The organism is Paenibacillus sp. Y859, assembly GCF_056786405.1.
Genome location: NZ_JBXCIZ010000002.1, coordinates 656,179 through 673,462 on the forward strand (window position 1 = coordinate 656,179; position 17,284 = coordinate 673,462).

Annotated in this window: 19 protein-coding genes; 15 read left to right on the plus strand and 4 right to left on the minus strand. The window is 40.4% G+C overall.

All coding sequences use genetic code 11. From position 1 onward, the window contains the following. Positions 1-55: 55 nt before the first annotated feature. The 15 genes from dinG to AC1TO8_RS08255 all read left to right on the plus strand — a co-directional run bounded on the left by dinG (position 56) and on the right by AC1TO8_RS08255 (position 14,735). Positions 56-2,917 carry an ATP-dependent DNA helicase DinG gene (dinG, locus tag AC1TO8_RS08185; protein WP_482055079.1) on the plus strand — a complete coding sequence of 954 codons (2,862 nt, stop codon included), beginning with the start codon at positions 56-58 and terminating at the stop codon, positions 2,915-2,917. 34 nt (positions 2,918-2,951) lie between these two features. After that, positions 2,952-3,626, plus strand: coding sequence for a redox-sensing transcriptional repressor Rex (locus AC1TO8_RS08190; RefSeq protein WP_482055080.1), 675 nt, complete (start codon positions 2,952-2,954; stop codon positions 3,624-3,626). After that, positions 3,595-4,902, plus strand: a complete 1,308-nt coding sequence (locus AC1TO8_RS08195) for an amidohydrolase (RefSeq protein WP_482055081.1) — start codon at positions 3,595-3,597, stop codon at positions 4,900-4,902. The genes AC1TO8_RS08190 and AC1TO8_RS08195 overlap by 32 nt, the downstream gene beginning before the upstream one ends. A 41-nt stretch (positions 4,903-4,943) precedes the next feature. Next, the gene (locus AC1TO8_RS08200; RefSeq protein ID WP_482055082.1) at positions 4,944-5,483 is read left to right on the plus strand and encodes a cell wall elongation regulator TseB-like domain-containing protein; all 540 of its coding nucleotides are present in this window, start codon (positions 4,944-4,946) and stop codon (positions 5,481-5,483) included. A gap of 500 nt (positions 5,484-5,983) precedes the next feature. Then, positions 5,984-6,514, plus strand: coding sequence for a hypothetical protein (locus AC1TO8_RS08205; RefSeq protein WP_482055083.1), 531 nt, complete (start codon positions 5,984-5,986; stop codon positions 6,512-6,514). Next, the gene (locus AC1TO8_RS08210; protein ID WP_482055084.1) at positions 6,507-8,009 is read left to right on the plus strand and encodes an AAA family ATPase; all 1,503 of its coding nucleotides are present in this window, start codon (positions 6,507-6,509) and stop codon (positions 8,007-8,009) included. Before AC1TO8_RS08205 ends, AC1TO8_RS08210 begins: the two co-directional genes overlap by 8 nt. A 134-nt stretch (positions 8,010-8,143) precedes the next feature. Then, positions 8,144-9,016, plus strand: a complete 873-nt coding sequence (locus AC1TO8_RS08215; RefSeq protein WP_482055085.1) for a 3-hydroxyacyl-CoA dehydrogenase family protein — start codon at positions 8,144-8,146, stop codon at positions 9,014-9,016. Next, on the plus strand, positions 9,013-10,218 hold the full coding sequence (locus AC1TO8_RS08220; RefSeq protein ID WP_482055086.1) for an acetate/propionate family kinase: 1,206 nt from the start codon (positions 9,013-9,015) through the stop codon (positions 10,216-10,218). The genes AC1TO8_RS08215 and AC1TO8_RS08220 overlap by 4 nt, the downstream gene beginning before the upstream one ends. A 41-nt stretch (positions 10,219-10,259) precedes the next feature. Further along, positions 10,260-11,555 (plus strand): asparagine--tRNA ligase, encoded by a 1,296-nt coding sequence (gene asnS, locus AC1TO8_RS08225; protein ID WP_482055087.1) that lies wholly within the window; start codon positions 10,260-10,262, stop codon positions 11,553-11,555. Between the two features lie 20 nt (positions 11,556-11,575). Continuing rightward, complete coding sequence (locus tag AC1TO8_RS08230) at positions 11,576-12,277, plus strand: DnaD domain-containing protein (RefSeq protein WP_482055088.1); 702 nt, start codon at positions 11,576-11,578, stop codon at positions 12,275-12,277. A gap of 632 nt (positions 12,278-12,909) precedes the next feature. Beyond that, positions 12,910-13,122 carry a Gfo/Idh/MocA family oxidoreductase gene (locus AC1TO8_RS08235; RefSeq protein WP_482055089.1) on the plus strand — a complete coding sequence of 71 codons (213 nt, stop codon included), beginning with the start codon at positions 12,910-12,912 and terminating at the stop codon, positions 13,120-13,122. 9 nt (positions 13,123-13,131) lie between these two features. Then, a complete protein-coding gene (locus AC1TO8_RS08240) occupies positions 13,132-13,629 on the plus strand; it encodes a nucleotidyltransferase family protein (protein WP_482055090.1) in 498 nt (165 codons plus the stop codon). Further along, the gene (locus AC1TO8_RS08245) at positions 13,577-13,705 is read left to right on the plus strand and encodes a nucleotidyltransferase family protein (protein ID WP_482055091.1); all 129 of its coding nucleotides are present in this window, start codon (positions 13,577-13,579) and stop codon (positions 13,703-13,705) included. The genes AC1TO8_RS08240 and AC1TO8_RS08245 overlap by 53 nt, the downstream gene beginning before the upstream one ends. Before the next feature lie 22 nt (positions 13,706-13,727). After that, positions 13,728-14,150: a DUF1801 domain-containing protein gene (locus tag AC1TO8_RS08250; protein ID WP_482055092.1), complete on the plus strand. Its 423-nt coding sequence runs from the start codon at positions 13,728-13,730 to the stop codon at positions 14,148-14,150. A gap of 30 nt (positions 14,151-14,180) precedes the next feature. Then, positions 14,181-14,735 (plus strand): DUF1697 domain-containing protein, encoded by a 555-nt coding sequence (locus AC1TO8_RS08255; RefSeq protein WP_482055093.1) that lies wholly within the window; start codon positions 14,181-14,183, stop codon positions 14,733-14,735. Here the strand turns inward: AC1TO8_RS08255 and AC1TO8_RS08260 are convergent, their stop codons facing one another. From AC1TO8_RS08260 to AC1TO8_RS08275, 4 genes are all read right to left on the minus strand, one after another. Continuing rightward, positions 14,736-15,383 (minus strand): ABC-2 transporter permease, encoded by a 648-nt coding sequence (locus AC1TO8_RS08260; RefSeq protein ID WP_482055094.1) that lies wholly within the window; start codon positions 15,381-15,383, stop codon positions 14,736-14,738. It lies immediately after the preceding gene. Next, a complete protein-coding gene (locus AC1TO8_RS08265) occupies positions 15,373-16,239 on the minus strand; it encodes an ABC transporter ATP-binding protein (protein ID WP_482055095.1) in 867 nt (288 codons plus the stop codon). The genes AC1TO8_RS08260 and AC1TO8_RS08265 overlap by 11 nt, the downstream gene beginning before the upstream one ends. Continuing rightward, positions 16,239-16,622, minus strand: a complete 384-nt coding sequence (locus AC1TO8_RS08270) for a GntR family transcriptional regulator (RefSeq protein ID WP_482055096.1) — start codon at positions 16,620-16,622, stop codon at positions 16,239-16,241. Before AC1TO8_RS08270 ends, AC1TO8_RS08265 begins: the two co-directional genes overlap by 1 nt. A gap of 364 nt (positions 16,623-16,986) precedes the next feature. Continuing rightward, on the minus strand, positions 16,987-17,262 hold the full coding sequence (locus AC1TO8_RS08275; RefSeq protein WP_482055097.1) for a hypothetical protein: 276 nt from the start codon (positions 17,260-17,262) through the stop codon (positions 16,987-16,989). Between the last annotated feature and the right edge of the window lie 22 nt (positions 17,263-17,284).

Genomic DNA, 17,284 nt, shown 5'->3' on the forward strand with positions numbered 1-17,284 from the left:
ATGAGAACTTCTGTTATGCTGTAAAAGAGACTGGATTGAAAGGGAATAATAGAACATGAAATTTGCTGTACTGGATTTTGAAACTACGGGTAACCAACCCGGTGATGAGATCATTCAAGTGGGACTTGCCATTATTGAGGAAGATCAATCGATATCCCGCGTATACGGATCTTTCGTTAATCCGGGTATCCCCATTCCTCCTTTTATTAGTAAATTAACTGGAATATCCAATAGTGACGTTGAGAATGCTCCTTCCTTAGAAGAAATGATGATGGAGTTAGTTCCCTTATTAGATGACGTTGTTCTGGTAGGTCATAATATCGCATTCGATTTCAATTTCTTGCAAAATTCACTTGATCGATGTGGTTATTTGCCATACGCGGGAAGACTGCTTGACACTATCGATTTTCTGAAAATATGCTTTCCGTCATTAACGACTTATCAATTAGGGCTTGTATCCTTGCAATTCGGTATTCAGCATGACCGGCCCCATCAAGCGGATAGTGACGCACTGGCTACTGCACATGTACTGTTGAAATGTTTGGATGAATTGGTCAGTCTTCCACTAATCACTTTACAGCGCCTGAGTGAGCTATTTACAGATGAGGACAGTGATTTAGCCTGGTATTTCGACGCGTTATGTAGGGAGAAAGAGAAGGAGCCTGCACAGGATCTGGAAAGTCATACATTTTATCGTCAATTGGCTTTGGCAGTTGAGGATTGGACGGACATATCAACACCACGAGATGATGCAGATGATAACCCTCTGAAGAACATTGAATTTCCACAGTATCTTGAGCAGATTGAGGAACGACTCCGCTCAATTATGCCACAGTATGAAGCCCGCGAATCTCAAAGTATGATGTTCACTGAGGTTATGAATGCACTAGAGCAAGAGAAGCATCTCCTTATTGAAGCGGGAACAGGAACAGGGAAATCTCTAGGGTACTTAATACCTGCTATTTATCAGAGTGTAAAGCGCGAACAGAAAGTTATGGTAAGCACGCATACGATCAACCTCCAGGAGCAGTTGCGAGAGCGAGATATACCACTATTGACTCAAGTTGTTCCTTTCCCATTTAAAGCGGCAATTTTCAAGGGGAGACAACATTATTTGTGTTTGAGAAAATTTGAACATAAAATAAATAGAAGAGACTTTACGAATCCTAAAGAGGATTTGATCTTAGCTGCGCAAATGATGGTATGGTTAACGCAGACTGAGACAGGTGATGATGAGGAACTGAATCTAGGAGCCCGTGGTGGGGACTTCTGGGAGACGGTGTCTAGTGACACGGATTCTTGCTTGGGACGCGCTTGTCCATGGTTTCGTAAATGCTATTATCATCGTGCTAAACATGAAGCGGGTGTAGCGGACGTTGTGATTACCAATCATTCGAAGCTATTCTCAGATGTAAAGGCAGGACATCAGCTATTGCCTGCTTACGAATATTTAGTTATAGATGAGGCGCATCATTTAGAAGAAGTCGCTGGTAAACACCTAGGCCTTCATATAAGGTATTTCAATGTGATCCACACGTTATCACGACTTTACAAAGATAACCGAAACGGTCAATTTCCTGTTCTACGACAACAGCTACAATCTTCAAGCGATGAGAAGGCCGCCGACTGGGCACTATTGACTGATCGTATGAGTAGTGATTTAGTTGATGTGAAGGAACATTGGGATAGACTAAGCGATATGTTATTTGCTCTGCTTCCTGAACGAAGTGATGCTGCTCCAGGGGATACGGGGCAGTTCGTCCTACGTTTGCAGCCTGCGAAGAAACCGAAGGATTGGGAAGTGCTGCAAGAGATAGAGAATCAGATCTATGTAACGCTGGGCGAAGTGATTCGTAGTTCGGATAAAATGATCAATGAAATCAGAGAAAATCTAGAGGATTTTAATTTTGAAAGTTTGCTCACGGACATCAGTGGCCTTGTGAAAGATTTAGCTTCCCAGCGTGAAGGCTTACATTTCTTTGTATCACTTAACGATGCAGGAAATGTATACTGGATGGAGGCTAACGGTCACTATCGGAGTAAATCCCTACAGATGTATGCGGTTCCTGTAGATGTAAGTCAGCAGCTAAAGGAAGTATTCTTTGATAAAAAGAAAAGTATTATTCTAACTTCAGCTACGTTGTCAATCGACAAATCCTTTCAGTATATGACTGAAAACTTGGGGCTTCAGGAAGCTTCGGATCAAGATCGACTGGTAACTGTGCAATTGCCGTCTCCTTTTCGCTATCGTGATCAGGCATTGCTGATTATCCCGCGTGATTTCCCAAGTGTGAAGGGAAGTATAGGCGACGCGCTCTTCGTCGAAACACTTGTTAAATCACTGGCTGAAACAGCTATCGTTACACAAGGTCGAATGTTAGTATTATTCACTTCATACCGTATGCTTCGGCAAGTGTATGAGCCTTTAAGTAAAGCACTCTCCTCTACGGATATTGCGGTACTAGGACAAGGTGTGGATAATGGAAGCCGAAGTAAGTTGATCCGCCGTTTCCAGGATAGTAGTGCCTCGGTACTTCTAGGAACAAACAGCTTCTGGGAAGGGGTAGATATTCCAGGAGAAGCACTGACTTGCTTAGCTATTGTTCGACTTCCTTTTCAGCCTCCTAATCATCCACTTGTAGAGGCGAAGAGTGAACTTTTACAGCAACAAAAGAAAAATCCTTTCATGAAGCTTTCAGTACCTCAAGCAGTTATTCGTTTCAAACAAGGATTTGGACGATTAGTGCGTACGGCGAGTGACCGAGGAATCGTTATTGTATATGATACACGGGTGATTGAATCTTATTATGGGAAGTACTTCCTATATTCACTACCTGGTCCTAAGATGGAGCATATGTCAACGGATCAAATGGTTCCAAGAATTTCGGAATGGTTACAAGACGGACACCGTCCTTGATCAATGTATTAGCTATTCATTAGGAGGAGCAAATATGAAATCTGATAAAATTTCAGAAGCTGTTGTACGCAGATTACCTATTTATTTGCGTTATCTGACAGAACTTCAAAGACGGGAAGTAGCTACAGTCTCTTCACAGGAATTAGGTCAAAAGCTAGACTTGAATCCTGCGCAAATTCGTAAGGATCTTGCTTATTTTGGCGATTTTGGTAGAAAAGGCATTGGGTATGACGTAGCTTATTTAATTGAAAAAATACGACATATTCTTAATTTGGATCAACAGATCAATGTTGTTCTAGTAGGTGCCGGTAATCTAGGCCACGCTTTATCCAATTATAATGCTTACTTGAAAGAGAATTTAAAGATTGTCGCCGTATTTGATGCATATCCAACGAAGATTGGAACGCGTATTAATACAATAGAAGTTCAACCTATGGATGAACTTTTCGATACAATTAAGAAGCATAATATTCGCATTGGAATCATTACCGTTCCTGAGCAAGAAGCTCAGGATGTTGCCGATAAATTGATTGAAGCAGGAATTGGAGCTATATTGAATTTCGCTCCAACGATATTAAAGGCCCCGGCGGATGTTCGTATTCATGCAGCTGATTTCACTACGGATATGCTTAGCCTTGCTTATTATTTGGTTAATGGAAAGGGAGATTCAGACGAAAATGAACAACAAAATTCAGAAGTGGATCATTAAGAATGGTACGTTCGCTGTTCTGAACAATGAACAACCTGTATTGAAGGGGTATATGCTCATAGAGGATGATTTGATCACGTATATTGGTGAAGACAAGCCGGTAGTTGATGAAGATATTCCAGAGGTGGATGGTAGCCATTTGTTGTTCTTACCAGGTCTTGTCAACACACATGGACATGCTGCTATGTCATTGCTTAGAGGCTATGGCGATGATCTTGCGCTACAAGTATGGTTACAGGAGAAAATGTGGCCAATGGAAGAGAAATTCACCCCTGAAGATGTCTACTGGGGAGCTTCCTTATCTGTGTTAGAAATGCTTAAGGGTGGTACAACGACTTTTCTAGATATGTATGATCACATGGATCAGGTAGCTAAAGTAGTTCAGGAATCTGGAATTCGCGGCGTCCTAACTAGAGGTGTTATTGGATTATGTTCTGCGGAAGTCCAACAACATAAGCTTCAGGAAGCGATCTCTTTTGCAAAAAATTGGCACGGACAAGCAGAGGGTAGAATTACGACGATGATGTCGCCACATGCTCCTTATACATGCCCGCCAGATTACTTCGAGAAGTTTGTACAGGCTGCACATGATCTCGATCTGCCGATGCATACACATATGTCGGAGACGCTAAGTGAAGTAGCACAGAACGTAGCAGACTATGGTCTACGTCCTGTTCAACATTTGGAGAAACTCGGCATGTTTACACGTCCTTCGATTGTTGCGCACGGTGTACATTTGAATGACGAAGAGATTGAGATTCTAGCAACTCATCAAGTTGGCGTATCACATAACCCAGGAAGTAACTTGAAGCTTGCGAGTGGTATTGCGCGTGTAACAGACCTATTGAAGGCAGGAGTACCTGTATCGCTTGGAACAGATGGTCCAGCAAGTAATAACAATCTGGATATGTTCGAAGAGATGCGACTGGCTGCCCTCATTCACAAAGGGATATCTGGGGATCCAACAGCTATTCCGGCTGCTGAGGCGCTGCGGATGGGTACTATTTATGGGGCAAAGTCATTGTTTCTAGATACGGTAGGAAGATTGGCTCCGGGTATGAAGGCAGATTTCATTGCACTAAATACGGATCAGGCTCATTTCTTACCCCACACGGATTTCATCTCACACTCGATCTATTCTGCGAGTGCCAAAGATGTAGAGCATGTATGGGTTGATGGTAAGCAAGTTGTGAAGAATGGTGCTTGTCTTACTCTAGACGAAGAGCGTATACACCATGAAGCGCAATCTGCTTTCGAGGGCTTACTTAACCGTTAAGGTATTAGTTACTCCTTATTCCTGAAGAGAGGAAGTTCAGGTTGAAGAAGAATAAGAACAAGAACAAGTATATGGACAAGAAGAAGATCATTTGGCTAAGTGTCGCTGTCATCATCGTGTTGCTATTCGGACTCTATCGCTATTACATATACATTATGCAGGATCAATGGAGTCAGGAAGCTGTGGCTATTGCTGCAGCGAAGGAGCATAGTGAATTAACTCAAGTTACTCGTACCTCCAAATCGGTCTGGAACAATGTAGTCTGGGTCATTGAAGGTAAAGATCAGGACGATCAGAATATGATTGTCTGGGTCCCATTAACGAGTGAGTACGAAGTGAATGATACCCCGAAAGCGATTCAAAGTGAACTATTGAAGGATGGGTTATCCAAAACCCAAATGATGACACTTATCGAAAAGGAACTTTCGAATATAAAGAAAAAACATTTGCAACTAGGTCTTTTCAATGGAACAGCTGCCTGGCAACTGTTCTACAAAGAACAAGACCATTATAATTATCGCTTCTATCGATTCAGTGATGGTATGCAAATAGGCGAACAATTTACATTACCGAACCGTTAGATCACGTTAAATTACGCTAGATCAATAAACCAGTTGAGTCATCCTTTGAGGATGACCCAACTGGTTTTGTTGTTTGTTTGTGTGTGAGGTCGGGTAAGCTCGGATGGGCCCTGATGGGGTTGATTGCTGATTGGTGAGTGCTGAGTGCGAGGAATACCTGTAAAAGGACACTTAATTAGTAGGAAAAGTAGGGTGTAGCAGAATTAGATGTAATAATGGCAGTTAAAAGTGGCGAAAACGATAAAAAGTGGATTTTTCTAGTAACTAGATACCATGAATACAACTAAATTTAGCTTTAGGAGGATTCGTTCGAATTTAATTGCGCTTTATGCAACTGCGTGATTGGTGGAGGCGATTGTCGCAATCTTTGTGACATCATTTAAAAAATCCATATATTTTCAGAAGATAAATGTATACGATATGATATACTAATTCATGTAGTGAATATATACGAAGTTGATATACTCTACCCAGAATGACTTGCGAAGGGAGATAGTTATATGAAGTTACGATTTATTCCGATTGCACTATCGGTGGTCATTTCAGGTGCGCTCTTATTTGGTGGGTGGTTCGGTTATCGGCAGGTAGCTCAGCAGAATCCGCTTCACAATATAGTTAAAGAATATGAAGGTGTTAATCAGCACGAATTGAAAATTACCAATAATGAGATCGTTGTGAATCTTGATGTTATACCTGGGACGAAATTATCAGGATTAGTTCAACAACTTACGACGGAAGGGAAATCAATTATTGGAAAAAAGACATTAAAGCTCGATATAGTTGATCACTCGAACGATACATTAGATGAGTTCTGGGATCAGGCCATGTTCCCTGTTGCAGAAGCGATGGAGAATAAACAATATACACAGATTGTTGAGAAATTAAACAAGATGGAACACAATACAACGGTAAAAGTAACAACCGAAATGGATGCTAAGAATGTGTATGTAAGTCTAACTGATGGAGAGAGTAGTAAGTTTATTATCTTGCCACGCGAGCCAGGGGTATTGGGGGTGTGGAATAATGCCTAAGTGGGGCAAAGAAATATTGATCGGATTTACTCCGGTACTCCTTATCTTTCTTATTTATATTGGTGTGAATATTGTTCCTATTCTACTCGTCGGAGCGTTTATAGTAGTTATACTAACCTTTGTGAATAAGCGTGGTGGCTTAGCAGTAGGTGCAATAGCAGATCGGAAGCGCAAGAAGAAAGTTCCAAGCAAGCTAACTTTTGATGAAATTGGTGGACAGGATCATCCGAAAGAGGAATTGATGGAAGCTCTTGATTTTCTCATTAGACATGAAGAAATTCAGAAATTTGGTATTCGCCCATTAAAGGGAATATTACTGACGGGTCCACCAGGTACAGGAAAGACATTGCTTGCAAAAGCAGCTAGTCAGTATACGGATTCTGTATTTGTTGCTGCATCAGGCAGTGAGTTCGTTGAGATGTATGTCGGTGTTGGTGCGGGGAGAGTGCGTGATTTATTCCGTGACGCGCGAACACGTGCGATGAAGGAAAACAAGAAAAGTGCAGTTATATTTATTGATGAGATTGATGTCATCGGTGGTAAACGTGAAGGTGGGCAACAGCGTGAGTATGATCAGACTTTAAATCAGTTATTAACGGAAATGGATGGCATTTATAATTCTGAAAGTCCTAGAATATTACTCATAGCTGCAACTAACCGCAAGGAAATGCTAGATAGTGCGCTTCTTCGCCCAGGACGATTCGACCGACATATTCAAGTGGATCTTCCGGATAAAAAAGGACGAAAGCATATTCTTGAAATCCATGCAAATAATAAGCCTATTCACGCTGACACCAATCTGGACAAAATTGCAGAAGAGTCCTATGGATTCTCCGGTGCCCAGCTTGAAAGTATGATGAACGAAGCTGCCATTTATATGATGAGAGAGAATAAGTCCCAAATTGAACAACGACATTTATCAATGTCGATTGATAAAGTGATGATGGGTGAAAAGACAGATCGTGAATCAACGCAGGAAGAGAAGAAGAGAGTGGCCATTCATGAATTAGGACATGCCATCATGGCTGAAATTGTCCGCCCTGGAAGTGTGAGCCAAGTAGCACTAAGTCCACGAGGTCAAGCTCTTGGGTATGTCCGCCATAATCCTCAAGAGGAGCAGTATCTGTATACCAAAGCATTTCTAGAAGAACAAATTATGATTGCGCTAGGTGGAGCTGCTTCAGAAGAAATATATTACGGTGGAAGAAGTACTGGATCGAGCAATGATTTCGAACAGGTACTGAATATTGTTCAGACGATGATGAAATCAGGATTAACTTCACTAGGTATCGTTAACATGCAAATGGTGACTACAGAAGAGTTGATGAAAGAGAATAACATTATTTTGGAACAATTAATGACACGTACTCGGGAGGCTCTTGAACAGCACCGTAATATCTTTGATCAGTCACTGGATATTCTTTTAACTGAGGAAAATCTAACGGGAGAACAATTTCGATGTCTATTTCGTGAATATTCCCTTTTACCAGCATAAAACATGATGCTGGTTATTTTTTTTTACTTTTGATCCGTGCTAAGATATTATTAGATGTTGGAGTGGAATAATATATTTTTCGACAAGAAGGGTATATTACCGAATATAAGGACAAAAAGGGAGTTGCATACCGAATGTTATTCAAAAAAATTGGTGTCATCGGCGGTGGCACGATGGGGCAAGGTATCGCAGAAATGCTAGCTACAAAAGGCATTGATGTATTGCTCGTTGAGAAAGATGTAGAGACGTTAAATTATTCTTATAATATGATAGAAGTAAGTCTCGACAAACAGCTTGAGAAATGGGGAATCACCCAAGCAGAGAAGAAGCTGATCTTAAGCAGAATTCATAAAGTTGTTCATTTCGCTGAACTGGGTTCTTGTGATATGGTGATTGAGACGATTTATGAAGATATTAATGCGAAGAAACAAATATTCTCACAATTAGACCAAGTGTGTCCTAACAATATAATTCTTGCTAGTAACACGTCTACACTAAGTTTAACTGAACTTGCAAGTTCCACGATGTATCCTGAACGTGTTATCGGGATGCACTTCATTCATCCGGTTGGTAAAGTAGATCTAGTTGAAATCATCCGTGGGTTGAAGACGTCAGATATTACTTTCATAGAAACAAAAAGATTCGTAGAAGAAGTAGTGAGCAAAAAAGGTGTCATGATATATGAGTCTCCTGGATTTGTTACTTCGCGCTTATTCTGTTTGTTAATTAATGAAGCATTACATGTTCTTCAAGAAGGAGTTGCTTCTGCAGAAGATATCGACGATGCTATGCGTATAGGGTACCAATTCCAGAATGGTCCGCTTGAAATGGCCGACCGTTTCGGTCTTGATTCAGTTCTAGCAGCACTCGAAAGAATGTTCCGTGAATTCGGAGAATTGAAATATCGTCCTTCCACCATACTTAAGAAGATGGTTCGCGCAGGGAATTTAGGGGTTAAAACAGGTGAGGGGTTCTTCAAGTACGATAAGGATGGTGACCGGTTATGAAAATTCTAGTTATTAATGCAGGAAGTTCTTCTTTGAAATATCAATTGTACGATATGACAGACGAATCTGTTCTAGCTAAAGGTCTTGTAGAACGGATAGGGATGGATTCATCGATCATGACACATAGCCCTACTGGAGGACAGGAAGTAACGGAGGTCCAGGAGATTCTAGAGCATACGACAGCTATTCGTAAAGTTCTCTCTATATTGACGGATCCAGTGCACGGCGTAATTAAATCAGTTAATGAAATAGAAGCTGTGGGCCATCGCGTTGTTCATGGGGGAGAATCGTTCAAGGCTTCCGCTATGGTTGATGGAAATGCGAAGTCAGAGATTCGTCGTTTAATTGATTTAGCGCCACTCCACAACCCAGCGGCAATGATGGGGATTTCGGCTTCAGAAGCTAACATGCCTGGTGTACCGATGGTCGTTGTGTTCGATACTGCCTTTCATCAAGGAATGCCTGAGAAGGCTTATTTGTATGCCATTCCGAGAGTTCTGTACAACAAGTACAAAGTACGTCGTTACGGCTTCCATGGTACTTCACACGAATATGTTAGTAAGGCGGCAGCGAAATTCCTTGGACAACCTATCGAGGACTTGAAGATCATTACTTGTCATATTGGTAACGGTGGTAGCGTTACTGCTGTACTAGGAGGACGTTCTGTGGATACTTCCATGGGTATGACACCACTAGAAGGCTTGATGATGGGAACACGTAGTGGTGACCTTGACCCAGCAATTGTACCGTTTGTTATGAATAAAGAAGAATTGACCGTGAATGAAGTGAACTCTATGCTTAATAAACATAGTGGACTCTTGGCAATATCTGGCGTTAGTAGTGATATGAGAGAAATTACAGATGGTTTGGCAAATGGCGATGCCAATTGTACGCTTGCTTTTGAAATGTATGAATATCGTCTTCGTAAATATATTGGTTCTTATGCTGCGGCAATGAATGGTGTCGATGTCATCGTATTTACAGCTGGCGTTGGTGAGAACTCCGTCATCGTTCGTGAGAAAGTATGTGAGAACTTAACTTATCTTGGTGTAGAAATTGATGATGCACTTAATGCGATTCGTTCGGGTGAACCAAGGTTGATCTCGACTGCTAACGCTAAAGTGAAGGTTCTTGTCGTTCCAACGAATGAAGAATTGGTTATTGCACGAGATACTTATCGTATTGTTAGTGAAGCGAAGTAGTTATTGAATTGAAAGAGTAGTCCATAAGGGAGAGATCAAGGATGTCTACAAAAAGTGTGATTCGCGATGTGAATCAGCATGTTGGAGAAACAGTGACTATTGGAAGCTGGATTAACAACAAACGCTCGAGCGGCAAAATTCAATTTTTGCAATTACGTGACGGTTCTGGATATATTCAAGGGGTTGTTGTAAAGAGTGAGGTATCAGAACAAGTATGGGATGATGCGAAAAGCTTAACACAAGAAAGTTCCTTGTATGTGACAGGCATTATTCGTGAAGAGCCAAGAAGTGCATCGGGCTATGAAATGACCGTAACGGGTATTGAAGTGATACATATCACTGAGAATTATCCGATTACTCCGAAAGAACATGGCGTAGATTTCTTAATGGATCATCGTCATCTATGGCTTCGTTCGAACAAACAACGTGCCATTCTAGTTATTCGTGCAGAGATTATTCGTGCGGTTCGGGAGTTTTTTGATACGAATGGTTTTACTTTGGTAGATCCACCGATTCTAACTCCGACATCTGCAGAAGGAACGACAAACTTATTCCATACGAAATACTTTGATGAAGACGCCTATTTAACTCAAAGTGGTCAATTATATATGGAAGCTGCAGCGATGGCTTTAGGCAAGGTGTACTCCTTCGGGCCGACATTCCGTGCTGAGAAATCTAAAACACGTCGTCACCTCATTGAATTCTGGATGATCGAGCCAGAGATGGCTTTCACTGATCATGAGGAGAGCTTGTGTGTTCAAGAGAACTTCATTACTCATGTTGTACAATCTGTTCTGAAGAATTGTCGCGTGGAATTGGAAGCGGTCGGTCGTGATGTTTCCAAATTAGAACAAATTCAAGCACCGTTCCCACGTATTACTTACGATGATGCTATTGAATTTCTACATGGACAAGGTTTCGATATTCCGTGGGGTGATGACTTCGGTGCACCACATGAGACTGCTATTGCTCAGAGTTATGACAAGCCTGTATTTATAACACATTATCCTGCAGGGATTAAATCTTTCTATATGAAACCAGATCCAACCCGACCTGAAGTGGTGCTATGTGCGGATATGATTGCACCTGAAGGATACGGTGAGATTATCGGTGGATCGCAGCGTATTGATGATCAAGCATTATTGGAAGAACGTTTCAAAGAACATAATCTCTCAATAGAGACATATCAGTGGTACATGGATCTGCGTAAATATGGATCCGTACCTCATTCCGGCTTCGGTCTAGGTCTTGAGCGTACTGTGGCATGGATTTGTGGGCTAGATCATGTTCGGGAGACGATTGCCTTCCCACGTACATTGTATCGTCTGTATCCTTAAATGAAGAGGTGGTGAAGCTCGTGGATAGTTCAGGATGGAGAACATGGGCTGAGGGCGCTTCATCGGGAATGGGAGCGGGCGTGGCCGTGCTGCCATATGCGTTATTCCGTTACTATCGCAGATTGAAGTTAAATGACAGAGAACTATTGTTGTTAATGCACCTGATGACATTTAAGCAGGTGGAGCATAAGGAGTTCCCTACATTAGAAGATATGCAGGAGTTAACAGGGGGAACAACGGCAGAGATCTCCCTTACTTTGCAGAAACTGATGAAGGATGGATTTCTCAGCATTGATGAAGAGGTCGATGAAGATAGTGGCATACAATACGAATGCTACAACGTATCTGGGCTGTATGATAAGTTAAGTATATGTATGGCGAATGATGCAAAGAATAAGGCGAAGCAAGCTGCTGCTGAGCGTGAAGAGGCGTTAGCAGATACGAGCGAGCCTGAAGCTGAGCGTAATATGTTCACAATCTTCGAGAAAGAGTTCGGTCGTCCGCTTTCACCAATGGAATGTGAGACGATAGCAGGATGGCTCGATCAGGATCGATATCTAGATGAACTCATTCTAATGGCTTTGAAAGAAGCTGTATTTGCCGGTAAAGTTCATTTCCGTTATATCGACCGCATTCTACTTGAATGGAGCCGCAACCGCGTCAAGAATGTGGCTGACGCCAAAGCGTACACGCAGAAATTCCGTAGTAGTGGTAGAAGTTAATCATATGGATTGTTAAGAAGGGATGCCCCGAGCTGGTTTTATGGCTTTGGGGCGTCCTTTTTTTAATATAAGAAAGCATAAGTTTCACTTGATACTCAAATCCTGGTATTTCCGCTGAAACGGGTGCCTTAAAGTGATACGAAGCATCGCTAGCTTCGGAAGCATAAGCTCTTTGAGAAGTTTCTACTTGTATGTAGCCTAACGGAAGCAGAAGCCCTTATTTTACCGAAAACACCACTTTTGGAATTCTAACGGATCTAGGAGACCTTATTTGGTCTTTTTTGCAGAATCGGGGCTGTTTATTTCATAATAGAGGCGTGCATTTCCGTTACAATTTTATAAAGGTGTTTTTCCATCGAATAGTGTCTGTGATTTCCGTTAGAAAGTCGAAGATAGCTTAAGGATAGAGACACTAGTCTCCAATATAAAAGTATAATACAATAAGATTGATTACAGATTTAAACGTGCTCTACGAATACTATCTCTATAGATTTGCAAAGCTATACGATTTAAAGTTGTGGGAACTATGGCCCGTAGTTGATGAGTGGATGACAGGGTATGGGAACGCACTAACCTCTTCATAAAATGAAAGAACACTAAGGATTCAATAGGACAAAAAAGCGGTGTACTACATGAGGAAACCTATAACTTTTAGTATCATTGGCGGCGGAGAATTTAGAGCACAATATTATTTGAGAATTGCGCAAGCGCTTCTAGAGCGATTTCGTGTGAGCGGTATGGTTGACCGTGACGAAGCTAAGGGAAAAGCGTTAGAAGAATTATGGCATGTGGTAACTTATCGGACAATGGAACAGCTCTTGGCAAATGAACAGCCTGATGCTTAGAACAATGAAATGAACACGAAGGAGTTGATAGGGCTGTCGGATTATACTAATACGTTAATAAAGTTAATTAGTAATAATGATGAGATTATGAAAGATCTAAAAATGATGAGAGCGTTAAACCTGCCCGATTGGGTTGTTGCAGCTGGGTATGTGCGTAACTATATTTGGGATACGTTACATGGATATTCGACTAGAACACCATTAAATGATATTGACATCATATATTACAACACGGAGGAAATCGATGAAGATGTAGAGAAAGAATATGAGCGGATATTAGAACGGCAAACAGGTAGTTCCATATGGTCTGTTAAGAATCAAGCGAGAATGCATACCCAGAATGGTGACAAACCCTATCAATCAATTGAAGATGCCATAAGTCATTGGCCGGAGACAGTTACCGCAGTAGGAATTAGATTAGAAGATGACAATCAAATTTCAATAGTATGTCCGTATGGGCTTGGGGGATTTGTTCGAATTCAGAGTAAGAAGAAGTCCATTGTTTAAGGATGAATCTTATTATAAGTTTAGAGTGAACAAGAAGAATTGGAAAAAAATATGGCCGGAATTAGAAATAAATTGAGATGAACTCAGGAGCCCCTTACATGTATATACCAAAAACAAAAGAAACCGATAACAGTGTCATTGAGTTTATTGAGAATGTCGACAATGTTAAGAAACGTGAAGATGCCTATCGATTATTAGATATTTTCACGGAAACGACTGGCTATGAAGCAAAGATGTGGGGACCGAGCATTATTGGATTTGGTGCTTATCATTATAAATATGATTCGGGTCATGAAGGGGATGCAGCGTTAGTCGGATTTTCACCTCGGAAGGCCAAAATCAGTTTATACTTTGCGACAGGTGACGCCAAACGTGATGAGTTATTACAAGACTTTGGTAAACATACAGCAGGGAAAGCTTGTGTGTATATCAATAAAGTGGCTGACATCGATGAAGAGGTATTGAAGGCGTTAATACAGCAATCCGTCCATTTTTTGAAAGAGATGTATCCTGTTGACTGAATCCATTAAATAAAGAGGCGGGTGAGTTGGTTGACGATCTATATTGCGCTGTTACGAGGAATTAACGTAGGTGGGAAGAATATGATCAAAATGGCTGAATTGAAGAAAATGTTTGAAACGATGGGGCTGTGTCGGGTTCAAACGTATATTCAGAGTGGTAATGTTCTTTTTGAATCGAATGAGGAAGAAGAACCGCTACGCAAACGGATCGAAGATCAGATTGAGGCGGTATTTGGGTTTGCGGTAAGCGTCGTGTTAAGAACAGCCGAGGCGCTGAACAGAATTGTTGCGAACTGCCCATTCTCTGAGCAGGATATATCCGAAGCAGAAGCGTCGGCTGTAGGAGAGAGCCTCTATGTCTCTATGTTGCTTGAAGAACCTTCAGGTGAAGGGATTGAACGACTAAAGGGTTACAAAAGTGAAAATGAAGAGTACCGAATTGAAGGTCGAGAGGTCTATCTTTTATTCCATGATAGTATTAGAAACTCCAAGCTTGCGAACAATCTTCAAAAGTTGGATGTACCTTCGACCATACGTAACTGGAAAACAATGAACAAGCTCGTTGCACTAGCGAATGGTTCTTAATTATAGGTCTTTTCTAGAATAGATGCGTATTGATGTAATCATAGAAATAAAGACAATTAACAGCGAAATCAAATAGGGAAGCCACTGCTGGATCATTTGTGGGATAAGGAGCATGAGATCCATAGTGATATGGTTGGTTTGAAGCCACTGTACAACGGGTACAAATAGGAATGGTGTTAGAAAAACCAAAGCAAATGAAATATATCTTGTCTTTTCATATCCAAACTTAAATTGTAGGGGTAATAATATTCCGAAAAACAGGCTGATCGTTAGAAAAGATATTCCGATATTCGTAATGGTTAATCGTTGTAAGCCCAACGATGTTATATTTGATGTTATTGTGTATACAAAGAGGCTGCAAATAAAAATAACAAAGATAAAAAGATACTTAGCTTTTACTACAGTGTCTCGCGTATATGGAGTAGTGCAGAGTAGTGCGGAACCTTTGTATTTCTCTTCTGTCATCGACACGGTATTGAACAAAATATATTCCAAAAATAGCACAGTAACAAGGAATCCAATGAAGCTACCATTGAGAACATCCGATTGGATAGCTATGAAGGCTGGGCCAGCTACTGCAAAGATGATCATGATGAGTAAATACCTTTTTGCTATAATAAAATCCTTCTTCACAAGATTAAATAACATGATTATGACCTCCTATATATGACAGCATAATATCCTCAATCGTTGGTTTTTCTATGACGATATCTTTCATTTGTTGACGTACATTATTAATATCATGGGTAATACCTTCAAATCCGTATGTAGTCTCACGTAGTGTTAAAAATAACTTGCGGGTATGTTCATTCAATAATATATGATCGCCCTTCACTATGGCATGTGTATCTAACAGCTGATCCTTTTCTTCACTGAATATAATTTTCCCTTGATCAATTAGAATAAGAATGTCAGCTATTTTATCCAAGTCAGATGTAATATGAGTAGAGAAGAATACACTTTTTCCTTCTTCTTTCATGAAGTCTAGTAGTATATTCATTAACTCACTTCGTACTAATGGATCGAGACCACTCGTTGGTTCATCCATAATCAATAAATCAGCATGATGAGACAGTGCTAAAGCAATAGCATATTTCATCCGCATACCTTTAGATAACGTAGAAATTTTTTGATTTAATTTTAAATTAAACCGTCCCATATAGCTTAGAAAAATAGCATCATCCCAATTTGTATATGCAGGCGCAATAATGCTTTTCATTTCCTTCAGTGTCAATTCTTCATAGAAATAGCCATCATCCAATACGACACCAATACGATTTTTTAGTTCTCTCTCATGATCACCCATTTCTTTACCTAAAAATGTAATGTTACCCGCATCTTTTAGAATAAGTCCAAGGATTGCTTTTATCGTGGTCGTTTTTCCAGAACCATTAATACCAATAAAACCTGTAATGCAACCTTCCTGTAGTGAGAAGTTAACATTATCCAAACTGAAATTTTTAAAATTCTTATCTAGATTGGTTACCTCCAAAATTGTTTTCATTATACTTCCTCCTCTTCTTCAAAAAGTAGGTCCATCATAGAATAAAGTTCCTCTTTGTCTATTCCTAGAGACCGAGACATTTTCCATACTTCTGTCAGCTTGGATTCCACCATAAGTCGCTTGGATTCTACTAACATTTCTAAATTTTCCGATGCTACATAAGTACCCTTACCAACTTTAGTTATGATATAACCTTCTGATTCTAGTTCGGCATATACCCTTTTAGTAGTCAGAACACTAACTTGTAAATCATTTGCTAATGAACGTATAGAAGGGAGTAGCTCACCTCCATTTACTTCATTACTTAGAATAGCATCTTTGATTTGATCTTTGATCTGCTGATATAAGGGTTGATTTGATACATTTTTAATAATTATTTTCATTTGAATACCTCTTTGCTCGTTACTCTTTAAGTGTGCATTGTTATCATGCACACCATATACACTAATCACTATAAACTATTGTCTTATTAATTTCAAGATAATAGATACAATTTTTTTGGTGAGAAATGTGTTTTCTTTTTCTGAACTGATAGGCAGTATGTCTGAAGATGTGTAGCATGAAAAATTAAATTAGTATTGAATTAAATTCAAAGGGATTAGAACGTAGAATTTCAAAAATAATGAGGGGGATACAAACATATAACTGAGCGGAGACGGTACAGACTAGAAGGGAGTGATATTTAAATCGCCACATCCTCAGTCCTGTACAGGGTCACAGGTTTGGGATGTGGTGAAAGACGCAATATTATTTACATGATTGTTCAGGATCTTCATTACGATATCCATTCAATAGATCTGTGCCATGCACAATTTCTATTGGAGGTACGGCAGGATCAATAGGGCTGTCCTTTTGGATATCATCGGCATCACTCATTAGAGGTGATTCACTAATACTTTGAGTGGTGATGGTATTGACGTCACGTAAATCATCTGGGGGAATGACTAATTCTGGATTTATAGGACGTGAGGTCTCATATTGTTCATAGGTCAAGTCAGCCGTAGTCTTTGGTTCGTTGTCCATGTGAAACATCTCCTTTTGTAAG